Consider the following 16,672-nt stretch of genomic DNA (forward strand, 5'->3'; position numbering starts at 1 on the left):
CGCGTCAGGGGCGCACGCAGACGAAGCACTCGTCGAACGCGCCCTCCTCGTCGATCGGTCGCGCGAACGTCGCCACGTGGTAGCCCGCGCGCGCGAGCACGCTGCGCCACGTCGCCCGCGCGAAGAGCCCCTCGACGTGGCGATCGTGCACGGCGCGCACTTCGTTCGTCGATGTGTCGCGCAGCACGAACGCGTACTCGGTGACGAAGGTGTCGTCGGAGGGATCGGGATCCCACATCCACTCGATCGCGCGGATCGAGCGGGATCCCTCGTCCTCCGAGAGCAGCTCGGTGTGATCGCGGAAGGTCTCGCGGTACACGTCGGGCGCGAACACCGCGACGCCGCCCGGCGCGGTGTGCACGAACGCGGTCCGCACGGCGGCAGCGAGGTCGAGCTCGCTCGTCATGTACATGATCGCGTCGTGCACGAGCACCGCGTCGAACACGCGATCGAGGCGCAGCGTGCGCATGTCGCCGCGCACGTGCTCGCACTCCGGATTGAGCTCGCGGCTCAGCGCGAGCATCGGCGCGGAGATGTCGGCGAGCGTGCAGCGGAAGTGACGCTTCATGTGCACCGCGTTATGCCCGGCGCCCGCACCGAGCTCGAGCGCGGTCTCGAGCGGGCGTCGCGCGGCGCGCTCCATCGCGGCGACGAAGCTCGCCACCTCGGGCGCGTGATCGCGCGGTGGATCGACGAGGCGATACCAGGGGACGAGCTCGTCGTAGAGCAGCGGCTGCATGAAGAGCGCATACGCGCGCGGATTGCGCGGCGTTACCGGGTAACGTCCTGATCGCGTCGAGCGAACGAGCGAGCGATGAACCGCGAGCAGATCGTGACCCAGCTGCGCGCGCTCGGTGTGCGCGAAGGCGGCGTGCTCCTCGTCCACACGTCCTTTCGCGCGGTGCGCCCGATCGAAGGCGGCCCGCGCGCGCTGATCGACGCGCTGCGCGATGCGATCGGGCGCGACGGCACGTTGGTCATGCCGACGATGACCGACGGCGAGAGCGTGTTCGATCCCGCCTCCACGCCGACGCTCGACATGGGCATCGTCGCGGAGACGTTCTGGCGCGAGCCCGGAGTCGTCCGCAGCACGCACCCTGGCGCGTCGTTCGCGGCGGTGGGCCCGCACGCGCAGGAGATCTGCGCGCCGCAGCCGCTCTCGCCGCCGCACGGCATCGAGAGCCCGGTGGGCCACGTGCACGAGCTCGGTGGACAGGTGCTGCTGCTCGGCGTCGAGCACAGCGAGAGCACGACCGTGCATCTCGCGGAGTCGATCGCGCAGGTGCCCTACTCGGTCGAGCACCCCTGCGTCATCGCGGAGGCGACCACGATCCTGATCGCCGAGACCGATCACTGCTGCATCGGCTTCCGCAAGCTCGATACGTGGCTCCGCGCGCGCGACCTGCAGCGCGAGGGCCGCGTCGGCAGCGCGCACGCGCGGCTGTGCGACGCGCGCGATGTCGTGCGGGTCGCAGTCGAGCAGCTCGAGCGCGACCCGCTGGTGTTCTTGTGCGAGGCGAGCGCGCGCTGCGAGGAATGCGACCGCGCGCGTGCGAGCATCGACGGATGCCGCTGATCGAGCTCGTCTGGGACCCGGACTGTCCCAACGTCGAGGGCGCGCGCGAGGCTCTGCGAGCCGCGCTCGGGCGCGTGGGAGCTCCACTCGAATGGCGCGAGTGGCGACGCGACGATCCCGAAGCCCCCGAGCACGCGCGCCGCGCAGGCTCGCCCGCGATCCTGATCGACGGGCGCGACGTCGAAGGTCACGAGACCACGGGCGCCGCGTGCTGCCGGATCTACGTCGGTCCCGACGGCCGGCGCGCGGGCGCGCCGAGCGTCGACGCGATCGTCGCCGCGCTCGAGCGCACCCGCGCGTGATGCTCTTCACCGCGGCGGGTGCTCGAGCTCCACGAGGCTCGTCCGGAGCACCTCGAATCGCGACCTGCCCGCGGTCGACACGATCCCCCAAGGCTCGTCGGTGTCGACGATCACGAGAGCGCGCTCACCATCGGTTCGCTCCGCGACGATCGTGCACGCGATCACGCCCGGCTGCGGGTACGGGCCATCCGCGGAGACGCCCTCGCTGGCGACGACGGGCAGCTTCTCGACGAACAGGTGCTCCATCCCGGCCGCGTCGACGAGGCGGCACTCTACGAAGCCCGGAAATTCCGCATCGACGAACCGTGTGATCGTCACCTCGATCCCGGTCGTCACGTTGATGGCGGTGGTCATTCTTCGCGCAGAGCAAAACGGCCTCGGAACGCGTGTTCCGAGGCCGTTTCATTTGGAGGCGCCGGGAGTCGAACCCGGGTCCGAGAGCGCTCCGTGGTGGCTTCTACGTGTGTATCCCGCGTTTTGTATCGCGATCCGGCTCGCCCGTCGGGCTGGCTCTCCGTACCGCTATCGACCCTTTGTTTTCGCCCTTCTCCCGAGTCGCGTGGAGAGAGCTAGCCAGTTCAGTTACGCCTCCACGAGAGCACTGACAGGCTCTTCGCTTCGACGGCTCTCAGTTCAGCTTATCAGGCCGCGAGAGCGTAGGTGCTATCGTTCGCACTTACAGATTCCCGGATGTTTTTGACGCCGTTTCCGAGTCCAGCGACACGCGACCAGCACTTCACTACCCCCGTCGAAACCGTGACACCCCCTGTGATCAGAAAACGGGGAACCGAAGGTCAGTGAACATAGCGTTCGACTCCCTGACCGCAACCCCTGGTCCGGTTTCCGCTCGGCAATTTCCCCTCGGCAGTTTCCCCTCGGCAATGCCACGACGCGCCGCTACGCTCGCGCCCGGTGACGATCCGTCCTGGTCCGCACGCCGCGCTCGTCGCGCTCCCGTTCGTCGTGCTCGCCGCGTGTGGCGGCGAGAGCGAGCCCGCGGTTCCCGCACCGCCGACCCCCACGGTCGCGAGCGCGCCCGCGACGCCGCCCGATCCCGAGCTCGAGCGCGGACGCGTCGCCTACGCGCGCTACTGCGCGCTCTGCCATGGCGATCGCGCACAGGGCTACGCAGCCGACCACGCGAACGCGATCGGCAACCCGGCGTTCCTCGCGATCGCCGACGACGCGTTCCTGCGCGCCTCGATCGTCGACGGCCGCCCCGGCACGCCGATGTCGGCGTGGGGACGCGGTCACGGCGGTCCGCTCGAGGACGGCGCGGTGACCGCGATCGTGCGCTACCTCCGCAGCCTCGCGTCGCAGCCTGCGATCGACGTGTCGCAGGTGCGCGTCAGCGGCTCGGTCGAGCGCGGCGCGGCGGTGTACGCGCAGCGCTGCGTGGAGTGTCACGGCGCGCGCGGCGAGGGCAGCGACACCGCGACGAGCATCTCGCACCCCAACTTCCATCGCGCCGCGAGCGACGGCTTCATCCGCCACACGATCGAGCACGGTCGCGAGGGCACGCCGATGCTCGGCTTCGGCGCCGAGCTCCCCTCGCAGACGATCGACGATCTCGTCGCGTACGTGCGCTCGCTCGAGCACATGCCCGATCGCCCGGTCGAGCCCGGTGGTGATCCCCCGCCCGGCCTCGCCGATCTGATCATCCATCCCGACGGCCAAGCGCCCGCGTTCACGCTGCGCGAGAACCGCTTCGTGCCGGCCGACGCCGTGAAGGAAGCGCTCGAGCAGGGCCGGCGGATGGTCATCCTCGACGCTCGCGCCACGAGCGACTGGGCGAACGGGCACATCCCGGGCGCAGCGCCCTTCCCGTTCTACGACATCGAGCAGATGGCGCAGAGCCTCCCGCACGACGGCACGTGGATCCTCGCGTACTGCGCGTGCCCGCACGCCGCGTCGGGGCACGTCGTCGACGAGCTGCGCTCGCGCGGCTTCGAGCACACCGCGGTGATCGACGAGGGCATCCACTACTGGATGGACCACGGCTATCCGATCGAGCGCGGATCGGCGCAGTGACGACCACGCCCCAGAGCGAGCGCGAGCTCCTCGCACGCGCGCGCACGCTCGGGGGCCGCACGCTCGCGGAGATCGCGCGGACGCTCGAGGCGATCCCAGGCGGCGATCCACGACGCCACAAGGGCGCCGCCGGCGCGCTGGTCGAGCGCGCGCTCGGGGCTCCACGCACCACGACCGCGCGGAGCGCGCCCGACTTCGAGGCGCTCGGCGTCGAGGTCAAGACGCTGCCGATCGACGCGCGAGGCATGCCCGCGGAGACGACCTTCGTCGCGGCGACACCGCGCACGCCCGAGCCCGACTGGGAGCGCTCGTCGGTGCGCCGCAAGCTCGCGCGCGTGCTCTGGGTCCCGATCGCGATCGACGCGCCGTTCACGGAGCGACGCGTGGGCTCGGCGTTCCTGTGGTCACCCGACGACGAGTCGGAGCGCGTGCTGCGCGAGGACTGGACCGAGCTGATGGAGCGCTTCGCGCTCGAGCCCGAGGGGATCTCGGCGCGACACGGTCGCGCGCTGCAGCTGCGGCCCAAGGCGCGCGACGCGTCGGTGCGGGTGCGCGCCGCGAGCCTCGACGGCGCACCGCTCCTCGCGGCCCCTCGCGCGTTCTATCTGCGGCGCACGTTCACCGCGCAGATCCTCGATCGCGCCGGCTTGCTGCGCGCGACCCGCTGAACGAGAGATGACGACGATGCACCACGCTGCTCTTCCTCTCCACGCGAGCGCCGGCGACAAGCGCGAGACCTACGCGCGCGTGCGCGCCTCGATCGAGTCGCTGATCGACGGCGAGGACGACTGGATCGCCGCGATGGCCACGGTCGTGTGCGAGCTGCACCACGCGTTCGAGGCGTACGACTGGACCGGCTTCTATCGCGCGGTCTCGCCGGAGCTGCTCTTGATCGGCCCCTACCAAGGCGGCCACGGATGTCTGCGCATCCCGTTCTCGCGCGGCGTGTGCGGCGCGGCGGCGCGCACCCGCGAGACCCAGCTCGTGCCCGACGTGCACGCGTTCCCCGATCACATCGCGTGCAGCTCGACGACGCTCTCCGAGATCGTCGTGCCGGTGCTCGCGCCCGATGGTCGTGTGCTCGCGGTGCTCGACGTCGACTCGAACGCGCCCGCCGCGTTCGACGAGATCGATCGCGACGCGCTCGAGTCGCTCTGCGCGATGCTCGGCGCGCGCTACTCGCAGGAGATGCGCCGGAACGTGTAGGGCGCGTTGATCTCGACGTGCCCGTCGTTGTTCGTGGCGTCGAGCTCTTCGCGTGTCGGATCGACGCGACCGCTGAAGCTGTCGGGGTAGTAGAGCGTGTCCTCCCACGGGCAGTCCACGCGCGCGACCTCGTAGTCGTCCGAGCCGAACGTGAAGCGCTCGCCGTCGACGCGACCCCGCGCGGGCATGCGCACCGTGACGTCGTAGCGCCCCTCCGCGCACGGCAGCGGACGTCGATCGCTCGGCATGCCGCTCCAGATGCGCGACGTGATCGTGCCGCGCAGCTCGTCGCCCTCGCGCCGGATGCGCAGCGTCATGCGGCCCCAGTTGCGACGCGCCGGGCTGTAGCGATGCGACGTCCACACGCCCGCGATCGGATCGGGGCAGCGCAGCGCGTCCTCGAGCAGCGAGCGCGCGCCCGACGAAGGCCCACCGAGCCCGACGCTGCCGAGGATCACGGCGGCGGCACGATCCCCCGCGGCGCGACCGGTCTGCTCTTCCTCGGCTCCCTCGCGCGGCGGGATCGGCGGCTCCTCGGGCGTCGCGCGCACGCCACCGGATCCGCCCTCCAGCGCGACCTCCTCGCTCGTTCGCTCCGGCGTGATCGTGCGGCGGGCGGGCGCAGGCGCGCGCGGAGCAGGCGGCGCCGTCGGCGAGGGCTCCTCCGCGGTGAGCACCGTCTCGGGCGGCTCCGCAGCGGCGGGCTCGCTCTCGTCCTCCGCGTCCTCGGTGCGCGAGCCGTCCCAGCCCTGGATCGTGATCTCGAGCGTCTCGCCGCCCGCGCCGAGCCAGCCGCCCTCGCCCCCGCCGAACGGGCTCCCTCCGCCGAGCCACGCGCCCACGAAGACCGCGACGTGCACGCACAGCGACACCAGCAGCGCGATCCACGCCGGGAGCGGACGGAGCTCGCGCTTCATCACCCCTCGCCCGAAGGACGACCGGTCATCGCGACGCCGCCGTCGACGAGGATCTCCTGTCCCGTCACGAACCCCGCGCGCACCAGGTAGAGCACCGCGTCCGCGACGTCCTCGGCGCTGCCGAGCCGCTGCAGCAGGGTGCGCTCCGCGAGCACGCGCTTCTCCTCGTCGTCCATCGACTCGGGAGGAAGCACCGTGCCCGGCGCGACCGCGTTGACGCGCACCTCCGGCGCGAGCTCGAGCGCGAGCGTGCGCATCAGCTGCTTCGCCGCGCCCTTGCTCACCACGTAGGGCAGGAAGTTGCGATACGGCGCGGTCGCGCTGGTGCAGGTGATGATCACGATCGATCCGCGCGCGTCGCGCAGCGCCGGCGCGGCCCTCTGTGCGAGCAACATGGGCGCGCGCACGTTCAGCGCGATCGTCCGATCGAAGTCCTCGCTCGTGATCGTCCCGAGCTCGACCCGCTCGAAGATGGCGGCGCTCGCGATCAGGTGATCGAGCCGCCCGAAGCGCGCGACGACCGCGTCCACGAGCGCCTCGCACGCGCGCGGATCGCCGAGGTCGGCACGGAACGTCTCCGCCTCGAGACCGCTCGCGCGCAGCTCGTCCCGCACCGCGAGCGCGCCTTCCGCCGAGCCGTGGTGGTGCACCGCGACCCTCGCGCCCGAACGTCCGAGCGCCCGCGCGATCGCTGCGCCGACGCGACGTCCGCCTCCCGTGACGAGGGCCACGCGCCCCTGGAGATCCTCAGCTCGGCTCACCTGGCGGTTCCGTAACGGCATCCCTATACTCGCCGCGTATCAGCGGCAAGGAGCAGCGCCGCTCGAAGGAGCACGGTCCGAACATGATCAACCTCACGGAGAAGGCGGCGGAGAAGGTCAAGGAGATCCGCGACGCCGAGGGGCTGGGCGAGCAGGGTCTGCGCGTCCGCGTCATCGGCGGTGGATGCTCGGGCTTCAGCTACGACCTCTTCTTCGAGGACGAGACGACCGACCTCGACCAGACCTTCGAGTCGGCGGGCATCAAGCTCTACGTCGACATGATGTCGTTCCAATACCTGGAGGGCGTCGAGATCGACTACGTCGAGGGCCTCCACGGCGCGGGCTTCAAGTTCGTGAACCCGAACGCGAAGAGCACCTGCGGCTGCGGATCGAGCTTCAGCGCCTGATCTTTTCGCCCGCTCGCCGAACCGCCCGCCGCGACCCCGCTGCGGGCGGTTTTGTTTCCGTCGGATCCAGAAACCCTACGAAACGTCACGCTCCAGGCCTTCCGCCAGCGCGACGTCCGCCCCAAGGTCCGGAGGCGAGGCAGCAATCGACACCGTTCGTGAACTTGTGTGAAGACGCCCCATCAGGGTTGACCGAGCTCTCAGGTGACGTTACGTAACGTTGACCAAACGGAGCACGGTCAATGGCGGCATACGAGCACGACGGCGCCCTCTCCCGTTACATCGAGAGGGTTCGAAGCATTCCCCCGCTCTCCCGAGAGGACGAGCACGACCTCGCGGTGCGCGCTGCCAAGGGTGACGCGGTCGCGATGGACAAGTTGGTCGAGGCGAACCTCCGGTTCGTGGTGGCCGTGGCGCTGCAGTACCGGCGCTATGGGCTCCGCCTCGCCGACCTGATCGCCGAGGGCAACCTCGGTCTGATGATCGCGGCGCAGAAGTTCGACGCCGAGCGCGGCACCCGGTTCGTGACCTACGCCGGGTACTGGATCCGCGCGCTGGTGCTGGACCTGGTGGTCCGCTCCTCGAGCATGGTGGGCGCGGGCTCGGGCCCGCTGCGCAGCAAGCTCTTCTTCCGCCTGCGCCGCGAGCGCGCGCGGGTGGCGAACCTCGCGAACGACCCGACGGAGCGCAACGAGATCCTGGCGGCGCGCTTCGAGACGACCCCGGAGAAGATGGAGGAGATGCTGCGCCGTCTCGACGCGCGCGACGTCTCGCTCGACACGACCATCTACCCGGACTCGGGCGTGACGATGCTCGACACCCTCGAGGGCAGCGAGCAGGACCAGGAGAGCGCGCTCTCCGACAGCGAGCGCGAGAGCGAGATCAAGGAGCGCCTGGCGAACGCCCTGGGTCAGCTCGATCAGCGCGAGCGCTACATCGTCGAGCAGCGCTACATGGGCGAGAAGGAAGTCTCGCTCGCGGCGATCGGTCGCAAGCTGGGCGTGTCGCGCGAGCGTGCACGTCAGCTCGAGGCGCGCGCGAAGCAGAAGCTGAAGCAGCGTCTCGAAGGCCTCGAGCTCGACCTCGTGGCCTGATCGCGAGCGAAGAAGCGGTCCGAGGGAGCGCGCAGACCGGTGACGGTCTGCGCGCTTCCGCGTTTTCGGGGCCGCGAGAAAGCGATGGTGGTCCGAACGCGCGCTGGGGCATCATCTCCAGCACCCGATGGCCGGTCACGATCGCAGTAAGCCCCCGCCCCCGGGCTCGAGCGGGCCCAAGAAGGAGCGGTCCGACTCCACCATGGAGGTGCTGCTCGACGAGGTGGAGGAGCAGCCTCAGCCCAAGCAGCAGCCTGCGTTGCGCGCGGGCGCGCCAGCGGCACGGGTGGAGTCGCGCCCCGACGGGACGCTGCAACGCCCCGAGGCGAGCGCGTCGGTGGAGACGCTGCTCTCCGACCTCGACGCCGAGCTCGCGCATGCGGTGACCACGGGTGGGCCGATCCCCGCGCCGGCTGCCGCACCGAAGCCGGTGCGCGAGGGGACCGCGGCGTTCGCGCATGCGCGCGTCCAGGCGAGGCCACCGGCGGCGACGCCCGGTGCGGGCGTGCCGAAGAAGCCGTCGATCCCGCCGCCCGCGGTGACGGCGAAGCACACGCTGAGCGGCGGCATCGGCGCGCCGACGACGTCGCCGGGGCTCGGCACGCTGCGTCCGCCCTCCCCTGCACCCGGCGGAGGCACGCTGCGTCCGCCCTCCCCTGCGCCCAGTGTCCCGCGGCGGCCCGCGTCGATCCCGCCGCCGATCGCGACGCCGCGCGCGCGCTCGACCACGCCCGAGCGGCCGATCCCTGCGCCCCCGCGGCCTTCGTCGCCGGGCAGCGATCCCGCGGTGCCGACCGACGCGGCGAGCGAAGAAGCGCGGCGCACCATCGAGTCGTGGGAGCGCGAGCTCGCGGCGAGCAGCGATCCGCTCCGACAGGCTCGAATTCATTACGAAATCGGGCGCATCGCCGAGGTGCAGCTGCAGGACCTGCGGCGCGCGGCGGCGCACTACCAGGAGGCGCTCTCGCGCGCGCCCGAGCACGTGCCGACGCTGCGCGGCGCGCGGCGCGTGATGATCGCGCGCAAGAACTTCCAGATGGCGCTCCCGCTCTTCGACGCGGAGGCACGCATCACCAGCGATCCGCACGCGAAGGCGGCGCTGCTCTACGCGAAGGGCCGCTTGCTCGAGGACGTGCTCGGGCAGCGTGGCGAGGCGCGTCGCGAGTACGCGATCGCCGGCGAGCTCGATCGCGGCGCACCGGTGATCCTGAAGGCGCTCGAGCAGTGCGATCAGGACGCGGGCGCGTGGAGCGAGCTGGCGCGCACGTACGAGCGCATCGCGAACGCGGTCGCGGGCGATCCGCGGCATCGTGCGGCGTTGATCGTCCAGCGCGCGCGTCTGCTCGAGTCGCGGCAGCGCGAGGTCGATGCGGCGATCGAGCTCTACGAGACGGCGCTGCGCCTCGATCCCGAGGTCGCGGGCGCGCTCGAGGCGCTCAAGCGGCTGCACCACGCGCAGCGTCGGTGGCGCGATCTGATCGCGGTGCTGGAGCGCGAGGCCGAGCAGAGCGGCGATCGCGGCGTACGCACGATGGCGCTCTATCGTATCGCGCGACTGCACGCCGAGCGATTGGGCAACCGCGACGAGGCGCTGACCGCGCTGGAGCGCGCCTCGCGCGAGTCGCCCGACGAGCCGCTGGTGCTCGAGGAGATGGCGCGGCTCTACGAGTCCGCCGAGAAGTGGGACCCGCTGGTGCGCGTGCTCGAGCAGCTCGTCGACACGACGCGCGAGGGTGCGGCGCGGGTGACGCTGCTCGCGCGCGTGGGTCAGCTGCGCGAGGAGAAGCTCGGCGACGCGCCGGGCGCGCTCGTCGCGTACGAGGCCGCGCTCGCGATCGGGCCGACGCACCTGCCGACGCTGCAGGCGCTCGGGAAGCTCTACACGCGCAGCGGCGACTGGGAGCGCCTGGTGCGCATGCACCTCGGCGAGGCCGATCACGCCGACGAGCCGCGCCGTCGCGCGGCGGCCCACGCGCGGGTCGCGGAGATCCTCGAGGTGCACCTCGGTCAGCCCGATCAGGCGATCGAGCACCACGCGCGCGCGCTCTCGATGCAGCCGGGGTATCCGCCCTCGTTCAAGGCGCTCACGCGCCTGTTCGCGGAGGCGGGGCGCTGGCGCGAGCTGGTCGACCTCTATGCGCGCGCGGTCGACGAGGCGTCCGAGAAGGAACGCGCGATCACGTACCTGCTCAAGATGGGCGCGATCTACGAGGACGCGCTCCAGGAGCACGCGCAGGCGGCGCACGCGTATCGGCGCGTGCTTCAGCTCGATCCGAAGCACCTCGGCGCGATCCACGCGCTGCAGCGCGCGACCGAGCGCGCGGCGCGATGGACCGAGCTCGTGGAGTCGCTCGAGCTCGAGGCCGAGCTCACGCGCGATCCCAAGCAGATCGTCGCGCTGCTGCATCGCGCGGGCGAGGTGCTCGACGATCTCGTCGGGGATCGCGAGGCCGCGGTGGTGCGGTTCCGGAAGGTGCTCGGGATCGATCCGACGTACGTGCCGGCGCTGACGAGCCTGGGGCGCATCTATCACCGCGCGGGGCGCTGGGAGGATCTGCTCGAGCTCTACAAGCGCGAGCTCGAGCTCACGCCGCGAGGTGCGGAAGCAGTCGCGCTGCTCGCGAAGATGGCGGAGCTCTGCGAGGAGCGCATCGGGCGCGACGACGAGGCGATCGCGCACTACCGGCGCGCCATCGAGATCGATCCGACGAACCGTACGGCGCTGCGCGCGCTCGCGCGGAAGCTGCGGGAGCGCGGCGCGTGGGACGAGCTGGTGCGCGTGCTCGAGATGGAGCTCAGCGGCCTCACCGATCCCGCGGCGCGCGCGCGTGCGGCGTATCGCGTGGGCGAGGTCTGGGAGGAGCGGCTCCAGCAGGTCGAGCGCGCGATCGCGGCGTACGAGCAGGCGCGCGATGCGGAGCCGAGCTATCGGCCGGCGATCGATGCGCTCGCGCGTCTGCGCGCCGAGCAGGGCGCGTGGCGCAAGCTCGCGGACGAGCTCGAGCGCGAAGCGGCGAGCAGCCCCGATCCGAAGCTCGCGGTCGCGGCGCTGGTGCGCGCGGGCGAGATCTGGAGCGAGCACCTGAACGAGCCGCGCCGCGCGTGCGCGGCCTACGACAAGGTGCTGGAGCGCGAGCCCGGGCACCTCGGCGCGCTGCTCGCGATCGAGACGCTCTATCGACGGCTCGCGTCGTTCGAGGGGCTCGCGCGGGTGTACGCGAGCGAAGCGCGCGTGCTCACCGACGCGAGCGCGCGCGTCGCGGCGCTGCACGAGCTCGCGCGGCTGCAGGAGATGCGGCTCGCCGCGCCGACCGACGAGGTGCGCGCGACGTACCAGGCGATCCTCTCGCTCGCGCCCGACGATCCGCTGGCGATCGCTGCGCTCGAACGGATCGCGATCGCGGGTGGCTCGCGCAGCATGCTCGCCGACGTCGATCGCCGGCTCGCCGAGGGCGCCGACGATCCGATCGTCGCGGCCGCGTACCGCACGCGGCTCGCGGAGTCGCTCGAGGCGAGCGGTGATGCGCGCGCGCTCGAGGCGTATCGCGCCGCGCTCGAGGCGGATCCCGAGAACCTCGCAGCCGCGCGTGGTCTCTCGCGCATCGCCGAGCGCACCGATGATCCCGAGGCGCTCGCCGATGCGGCGCGCCGAGAAGCGCGCGTGGTGCAAGATCCCCAGCAGGCCGCGCGCCTGCTCGTCAAGGCCGCGCAGGTCGCGGAGGATCGCCTCGCCGACACGCGACGCGCAGTGGAGGACTACGAGCGCGCGCTCGAGCTCTGGGCCGACGACGTCGACGCGGCGCAGCGCCTGCTCGAGATCCTGCTCGCCGCGGGACAGGGCGCGCGCGCCGCGGATCGCCTCGCCCGCGCCGCGCAGACCGCGCGCTCGGTGGATCGTGCGGCCGAGCTCTGGCTCGAGGTCTCGCGCCTGCAGGCCGATCTGCTCGACAACCTCGCGGGCGCGATCGGCTCGCTCAACCGCGTGCTCAAGAGCGCGCCGGCGCACGTGCCCACGCTGCGCCGGCTCGCCGAGCTCTACGAGCGCGATCAGCAGTGGACCGAGGCCGCGCAGCTCCTCGGTCGCGTGGTGCAGCTCGCGCCCGATCGCGACGTGCTCAAGGACGCGCACCTGCGTCTGTCGGCGCTCTGGGACGGGCGCCTCGGCGACTCGTCGCGCGCGCTGGTCTCGCTGCAGGCGGTGCTCGCGCTCGAGCCCGAGAACCGCGCCGCGCTCGCGCGTCTCGCGGCGATGCACGATCGCGAGGGCGATCTCGACAAGGCCGCCGATGCGGCGGGTCGGCTCGTCGAGGCCTCGCACGCGCCGCCCGAGCGCGCCGAGGCGCTGTGCACGCTCGCGCGCATCGAGCTGCGCCGCGGGCGCACCGAGTCGGCGACGAGCGCGCTGGTGCAGGCCGTCGTGCTCGAAGGCCCGGGCGGTGCGGCAGCGCGCGCGCTCAAGGACACGATCCGCGATCGCGAAGGCTACGCGACGTACGCGCAGGCGCTGCGCGATCACGTGCAGCGCTGGAACGGGAAGCCGCCCGCGCCGCGTCAGGCCTGGGTCGAGCTCGCGGGTGTGCTCGGCGACTCGCTCGGGCAGCACGCGGACAGCGCCGAGGTGCTGCGCGTCGCGGCGCGCGCGCTCCCCGAGGACGTCGAGCTCGATCGCCAGCTCGCGGCGCGCCTCGCACGCGTCGGACGTCGCGACGAGGCGGTCGCGATCCTGCGCCGTCGCATCGACGAGCACGTCGGTCGCGTCGAGTGCTGGCGCGATCTCCGCGGCCTGTGGAGCCCGACGCCCGAGCTCGCGATGCTCACCGTCGGCCCGCTCGCCCTGCTCGGCGGCGCGAGCAACGACGACGTCGAGCGGCTTCGCGCGCGCGCCTCGCAGTCGGGCCGCGCGCGCCCCGGAACGCTCGGGTCCGAGACGCTGCCCGGCGTCTACGAGATGGACGCCAACTCGCCGGTGCTCACCGTGCTCGCGACGCTGCCCGAGGCGTTCTCGCGGCTCTATCCGCCCGACCTCGAGGGCTTCGGGCTCAGCACGCGCGATCGCATCACCACGCGCTCGGGGCATCCGCTCCGCGCGCTCACCGATCGCATCGCCGCGATCTTCCGCGTGGAGAACTACGAGCTCTACGTGCACCGCGTGCGCGCGCGCGGCCTCGCGGTCGAGCTCGGAGAGCCCGCGTCGATCCTCGTGCCCGCGAGCCTGACCGAGCTGCCCGAGACGCAGCAGGTCTTCCTGCTCGCACGCGCGTTCGCGAACGTCGCGATGCGCTTCCACATCACCGACAAGCTCACGCCGCGCGAGATCGAGGTGCTCGTCGCGTCGGCGGTGCGCGCGTTCGCGCCCGGCTTCGGGTCGGGCCTGACCAGCGAGGACATCCTCGACGATCAGATGCGCCGCATCCAGAAGGCGCTCTCGCGCCGCGCCCGTCGCTCGCTCGAGGAGGCGACGCCGCGCTACGTGAACGCGCCGCCCGTCGAGTTCGCGGCGTGGGCGCGGCAGATCCAGCTCGGGTCGGCGCGCGCGGCGCTGCTCGTCTCCGACGATCTGCTCGGCGCGATCGAGGTGCTCCGCCGCACCGAGCGCGACCTCGCGCACGTCGAGCCGCGCGACATCGTGCGTGCGTCTCCGCTCGTCGGTGAGCTCGTTCGATGGTGGGCGTCCGATGCGGCCATCGACCTCCGTCGCCGCGCGGGTATGCTCGCGTAGCTCCGCGACCAGGACCTCACGGAGGAGCGGGAACATGGACAAGATTCGGACGCTGATCGACGAAGCGACGCTCGCCGCGAAGGTGAAGGAGCTGGGCAGGAAGATCACCGAGCGCCATCGCGGCCACGAGGTCGTGCTGGTCCCGGTGCTCAAGGGCAGCTTCGTGTTCGCGGCCGATCTCGCGCGGCAGATCGATCTGCCGGTGACCATCGAATTCCTCGGATGCCGCAGCTACGAGGGCACCGAGAGCAGCGGCGTGGTGCAGATCACGTACGACCTCACGAAGCCCATCGAGGGCAAGCACGTGATCATCGTCGAGGACATCGTCGACACCGGGCTGACGATGACCTACCTGCTCGAGAACCTCGAGACGCGCCGCCCCGCGAGCCTCGAGCTCTGCTCGCTGCTCCACAAGCCGGCGCGCACCCGCGTGCCGGTCGAGATCCACTACCTCGGCTTCACGATCGACGACGTGTTCGTCGTCGGCTACGGCCTCGACTACGCCGAGCGCTTCCGCAACGTGCCCTTCATCGGCGTGCTCGAGCAAGGCGCGAAGACCTGATGAGCAAGCGTCTCGAGATGCTCGAGATGATGACGAGCAAGAAGCCGGACGACCCGTTCGTCTGGTACGCGCGCGCCATGGAGCTGCGCTCGCTCGATCGGAAGGACGAGGCGCTCGCGGCGTTCGGCGAGGTCGCGACGAAGTTCCCGACCTACGTGCCGACGTACCTGATGGGCGCGCAGGTCGCGGCCGAGCTCGGTCGCGCCGACGAAGCGCGCGCCTTCGCGGAGCGCGGCATCGAGAAGGCGCGCGCCGGTGGCGATGGGCACGCGCTCTCCGAGCTCACGTCGTTCCTCGCCACGATCTGATTCGCTTTTCTTTTCGATCGCGGAGGCTTCGATGGTTGGCTTCGACGTGCGCACGCTCGCGTGCGCGTTCGCGCTCGGTCTCGCCCTCACGGCGTGTGGAGACGACGACGGTCCAGGCGACGTCGACGCAGGCCCCGTCGACTCGGGCACGTTCGACGCGGGACGCGACGCGTCGTGGCCCGACGGCGGCCCGGCGGATCCGGTCACGTTCCCCGAGATCGGCCCGCTGGTCGGCGACGAAGGCGAAGGATCCTTCAGGTTCGGCGTCGCGACCGCGGCCACGCAGATCGAGGACATGAACCCCTCGACCGACTGGTACGCGTTCACCGCGCCCGAGTCGGAGGGTGGCCTCGCGCGCGGCACGTTCGTCGGCGACGCGGTGCGCGGCTACACGAACGCGGTCGCCGACGTCGCGCTGCTCGAGCAGCTCCACGTCGACTCCTATCGCTTCAGCGTCGAGTGGGCGCGCGTCGAGCCCCAGCGCGATCAGGTCGACGAGGCCGCGCTCGCGCACTACTCGTCGCTGCTCGACGCGCTGGTCACCGCGGGCATCCGCCCGATGATCACGGTGCACCACTTCTCGAACCCGACGTGGGTCGACGATCCGCGCCGCGACCCCGCGGACTGCACCGGCGAGTTCCCCGGCGACGAGTGGCTCTGCGGCTTCGGCCATCCGACCGGCGGTCCGCTCATCGTCGAGGAGATCGGCGAGCACGCATGCCGCCTCGCCGAGGAGTACGGCGATCGCGTCGACGAGTGGGGCTCGATCAACGAGCCCGTGAACTACCTCTTCGCGTCGTACGGCGCGGGCGGGCAGTTCCCTCCGGCGCGCAGCTACATCCTCAATAATTTCGAATACTTCATGAACATCGTGCGCGACGCGATCCGCGCGCACGTCGCGATCTACGACGCGATCCAGCGCTGCGACACGGTCGACGCCGACGGCGACACGGTGAACGCGACCATCGGCATCCCGCTCTCCGTCGCGTACTGGACCCCGGCGCGCGGCGGCGCGCCGAGCACGCTCGAGGCCGACATCGCGGCGACCGAGCGCATGACCTACGTCTATCACTACCTGCTCGTCGACTCGCTGCGGAACGGCACCTTCGATCCCGACCTCGACGGCACCGGCGACGAAGCGCAGCCCACGTGGGAGGGCAAGCTCGACTGGCTCGGCGTGCAGTACTACTTCCGCGCTGGCGTCACCGCGCAGCCCGCGACGATCCGTCCGATCGGCGCGACGCCGTGCTTCACGCTGCTCGACTTCGGCGCGTGCCTCGATCCCGTCGACGAGACTCACTGGGTGCCGGCGATGGGCTACGAGTACTGGGAGCCCGGGCTCTCCGAGATCCTGCTCGCGATGGGCGAGCGGTATCCGGACCTGCCGCTCCTCGTGACCGAGGCGGGCATCTCGACCGAGGTCGGTCGTCGTCGCGCCGAGAACGTGGTGCGCACGCTCGAGCAGATCGCGCGGGCGCGCGCCGCAGGCGTCGACGTGCGCGGCTACTACCACTGGTCGCTGATGGACAACTTCGAGTGGGCCGAGGGCTACGAGCCGCGCTTCGGCCTCTTCCGCGTCGATCGCACCGGCGACTATCCGCGCACGATCACCGAAGGCGGCACCGTGTACGGCGCGATCGCGGAGACGCGCGAGCTCACGACGGAGCAGCGCCTCGAGTACGGCGGGCTCGGCCCGATGACGCCGGAGACCCCGCATCAGCCGTAGCGCGATGCCCCGGTCCTGTGACGAAAACGTCCAGGACCTGGCGATCGCCAGCGGGTGCAATAC

Annotated in this window: 15 protein-coding genes and 1 other RNA gene; 11 read left to right on the plus strand and 5 right to left on the minus strand. The window is 71.6% G+C overall.

Features of this window, described 5'->3' with window-relative positions; genetic code table 11:
• Positions 1 to 4: 4 nt before the first annotated feature.
• On the minus strand, positions 5 to 739 hold the full coding sequence (locus tag I5071_RS15715) for a class I SAM-dependent methyltransferase (RefSeq protein WP_236606270.1): 735 nt from the start codon (positions 737 to 739) through the stop codon (positions 5 to 7).
• A 75-nt stretch (positions 740 to 814) separates the two neighbouring features.
• On the opposite strand from I5071_RS15715, the gene I5071_RS15720 reads away from it, so the two are divergent.
• Together I5071_RS15720 and I5071_RS15725 are read left to right on the plus strand one after the other, a co-directional pair.
• A complete protein-coding gene (locus I5071_RS15720) occupies positions 815 to 1,576 on the plus strand; it encodes an AAC(3) family N-acetyltransferase (RefSeq protein WP_236606271.1) in 762 nt (253 codons plus the stop codon).
• Positions 1,567 to 1,878 carry a hypothetical protein gene (locus tag I5071_RS15725; protein WP_236606272.1) on the plus strand — a complete coding sequence of 104 codons (312 nt, stop codon included), beginning with the start codon at positions 1,567 to 1,569 and terminating at the stop codon, positions 1,876 to 1,878. Before I5071_RS15720 ends, I5071_RS15725 begins: the two co-directional genes overlap by 10 nt.
• A gap of 6 nt (positions 1,879 to 1,884) precedes the next feature.
• On the opposite strand, the gene I5071_RS15730 is transcribed toward I5071_RS15725, so the two are convergent.
• Both I5071_RS15730 and ssrA read right to left on the minus strand, forming a co-directional pair.
• Positions 1,885 to 2,232: a hypothetical protein gene (locus I5071_RS15730; RefSeq protein ID WP_236606273.1), complete on the minus strand. Its 348-nt coding sequence runs from the start codon at positions 2,230 to 2,232 to the stop codon at positions 1,885 to 1,887.
• Positions 2,233 to 2,282: 50 nt separating this feature from the next.
• Positions 2,283 to 2,645: a transfer-messenger RNA gene (gene ssrA, locus I5071_RS15735) on the minus strand.
• A 145-nt stretch (positions 2,646 to 2,790) separates the two neighbouring features.
• Here ssrA and I5071_RS15740 point away from each other — a divergent pair.
• Genes I5071_RS15740 through I5071_RS15750 form a run of 3 tightly spaced genes read left to right on the plus strand, consistent with a single transcriptional unit; the run spans position 2,791 to position 5,115 of the window.
• Entirely contained in the window at positions 2,791 to 3,909 is a 1,119-nt protein-coding gene (locus I5071_RS15740) for a c-type cytochrome (protein ID WP_236606274.1), read from the plus strand.
• Positions 3,906 to 4,577, plus strand: coding sequence for a DNA mismatch repair protein MutH (locus tag I5071_RS15745; RefSeq protein ID WP_236606275.1), 672 nt, complete (start codon positions 3,906 to 3,908; stop codon positions 4,575 to 4,577). Before I5071_RS15740 ends, I5071_RS15745 begins: the two co-directional genes overlap by 4 nt.
• 16 nt (positions 4,578 to 4,593) lie before the next feature.
• The gene (locus I5071_RS15750) at positions 4,594 to 5,115 is read left to right on the plus strand and encodes a GAF domain-containing protein (protein ID WP_236606276.1); all 522 of its coding nucleotides are present in this window, start codon (positions 4,594 to 4,596) and stop codon (positions 5,113 to 5,115) included.
• Here I5071_RS15750 and I5071_RS15755 read toward each other — a convergent pair.
• Complete coding sequence (locus tag I5071_RS15755; RefSeq protein ID WP_236606277.1) at positions 5,085 to 6,032, minus strand: hypothetical protein; 948 nt, start codon at positions 6,030 to 6,032, stop codon at positions 5,085 to 5,087. The two genes, I5071_RS15750 and I5071_RS15755, sit on opposite strands and share 31 nt — an antisense overlap.
• On the minus strand, positions 6,032 to 6,763 hold the full coding sequence (locus I5071_RS15760) for an SDR family oxidoreductase (RefSeq protein WP_236606278.1): 732 nt from the start codon (positions 6,761 to 6,763) through the stop codon (positions 6,032 to 6,034). The genes I5071_RS15755 and I5071_RS15760 overlap by 1 nt, the downstream gene beginning before the upstream one ends.
• 113 nt (positions 6,764 to 6,876) lie before the next feature.
• Between I5071_RS15760 and erpA the strand changes: the two genes are divergently transcribed.
• The 6 genes from erpA to I5071_RS15790 all read left to right on the plus strand — a co-directional run bounded on the left by erpA (position 6,877) and on the right by I5071_RS15790 (position 16,609).
• Entirely contained in the window at positions 6,877 to 7,200 is a 324-nt protein-coding gene (gene erpA, locus I5071_RS15765) for an iron-sulfur cluster insertion protein ErpA (RefSeq protein ID WP_236606279.1), read from the plus strand.
• 242 nt (positions 7,201 to 7,442) lie between these two features.
• Positions 7,443 to 8,294: a sigma-70 family RNA polymerase sigma factor gene (locus I5071_RS15770; protein WP_236606280.1), complete on the plus strand. Its 852-nt coding sequence runs from the start codon at positions 7,443 to 7,445 to the stop codon at positions 8,292 to 8,294.
• Positions 8,295 to 8,496: 202 nt separating this feature from the next.
• Positions 8,497 to 14,013 carry a tetratricopeptide repeat protein gene (locus tag I5071_RS15775; protein WP_236606281.1) on the plus strand — a complete coding sequence of 1,839 codons (5,517 nt, stop codon included), beginning with the start codon at positions 8,497 to 8,499 and terminating at the stop codon, positions 14,011 to 14,013.
• Between the two features lie 34 nt (positions 14,014 to 14,047).
• A complete protein-coding gene (hpt, locus tag I5071_RS15780; protein ID WP_236606282.1) occupies positions 14,048 to 14,575 on the plus strand; it encodes a hypoxanthine phosphoribosyltransferase in 528 nt (175 codons plus the stop codon).
• Positions 14,575 to 14,883 carry a tetratricopeptide repeat protein gene (locus I5071_RS15785; protein ID WP_236606283.1) on the plus strand — a complete coding sequence of 103 codons (309 nt, stop codon included), beginning with the start codon at positions 14,575 to 14,577 and terminating at the stop codon, positions 14,881 to 14,883. The genes hpt and I5071_RS15785 overlap by 1 nt, the downstream gene beginning before the upstream one ends.
• Positions 14,884 to 14,914: 31 nt before the next feature.
• Positions 14,915 to 16,609, plus strand: a complete 1,695-nt coding sequence (locus I5071_RS15790) for a family 1 glycosylhydrolase (protein ID WP_236606284.1) — start codon at positions 14,915 to 14,917, stop codon at positions 16,607 to 16,609.
• The last annotated feature ends 63 nt before the right edge of the window (positions 16,610 to 16,672 follow it).

Origin of the sequence: Sandaracinus amylolyticus (assembly GCF_021631985.1) — a bacterium.
In the GTDB taxonomy this organism is placed as follows: domain Bacteria; phylum Myxococcota_A; class Polyangia; order Polyangiales; family Sandaracinaceae; genus Sandaracinus; species Sandaracinus amylolyticus_A.

Bases quoted from the DNA above. Each gene is read 5' to 3' on its own strand.
- I5071_RS15715 (WP_236606270.1), bottom strand. From the start codon at position 739: ATGCAGCCGCTGCTCTACGACGAGCTCGTCCCCTGGTATCGCCTCGTC.
- I5071_RS15720 (WP_236606271.1), top strand. From the start codon at position 815: ATGAACCGCGAGCAGATCGTGACCCAGCTGCGCGCGCTCGGTGTGCGC.
- I5071_RS15725 (WP_236606272.1), top strand. From the start codon at position 1,567: ATGCCGCTGATCGAGCTCGTCTGGGACCCGGACTGTCCCAACGTCGAG.
- I5071_RS15730 (WP_236606273.1), bottom strand. From the start codon at position 2,232: ATGACCACCGCCATCAACGTGACGACCGGGATCGAGGTGACGATCACA.
- I5071_RS15750 (WP_236606276.1), top strand. From the start codon at position 4,594: ATGCACCACGCTGCTCTTCCTCTCCACGCGAGCGCCGGCGACAAGCGC.
- I5071_RS15755 (WP_236606277.1), bottom strand. From the start codon at position 6,032: ATGAAGCGCGAGCTCCGTCCGCTCCCGGCGTGGATCGCGCTGCTGGTG.
- erpA (WP_236606279.1), top strand. From the start codon at position 6,877: ATGATCAACCTCACGGAGAAGGCGGCGGAGAAGGTCAAGGAGATCCGC.
- I5071_RS15770 (WP_236606280.1), top strand. From the start codon at position 7,443: ATGGCGGCATACGAGCACGACGGCGCCCTCTCCCGTTACATCGAGAGG.
- I5071_RS15775 (WP_236606281.1), top strand. From the start codon at position 8,497: ATGGAGGTGCTGCTCGACGAGGTGGAGGAGCAGCCTCAGCCCAAGCAG.
- hpt (WP_236606282.1), top strand. From the start codon at position 14,048: ATGGACAAGATTCGGACGCTGATCGACGAAGCGACGCTCGCCGCGAAG.
- I5071_RS15785 (WP_236606283.1), top strand. From the start codon at position 14,575: ATGAGCAAGCGTCTCGAGATGCTCGAGATGATGACGAGCAAGAAGCCG.
- I5071_RS15790 (WP_236606284.1), top strand. From the start codon at position 14,915: ATGGTTGGCTTCGACGTGCGCACGCTCGCGTGCGCGTTCGCGCTCGGT.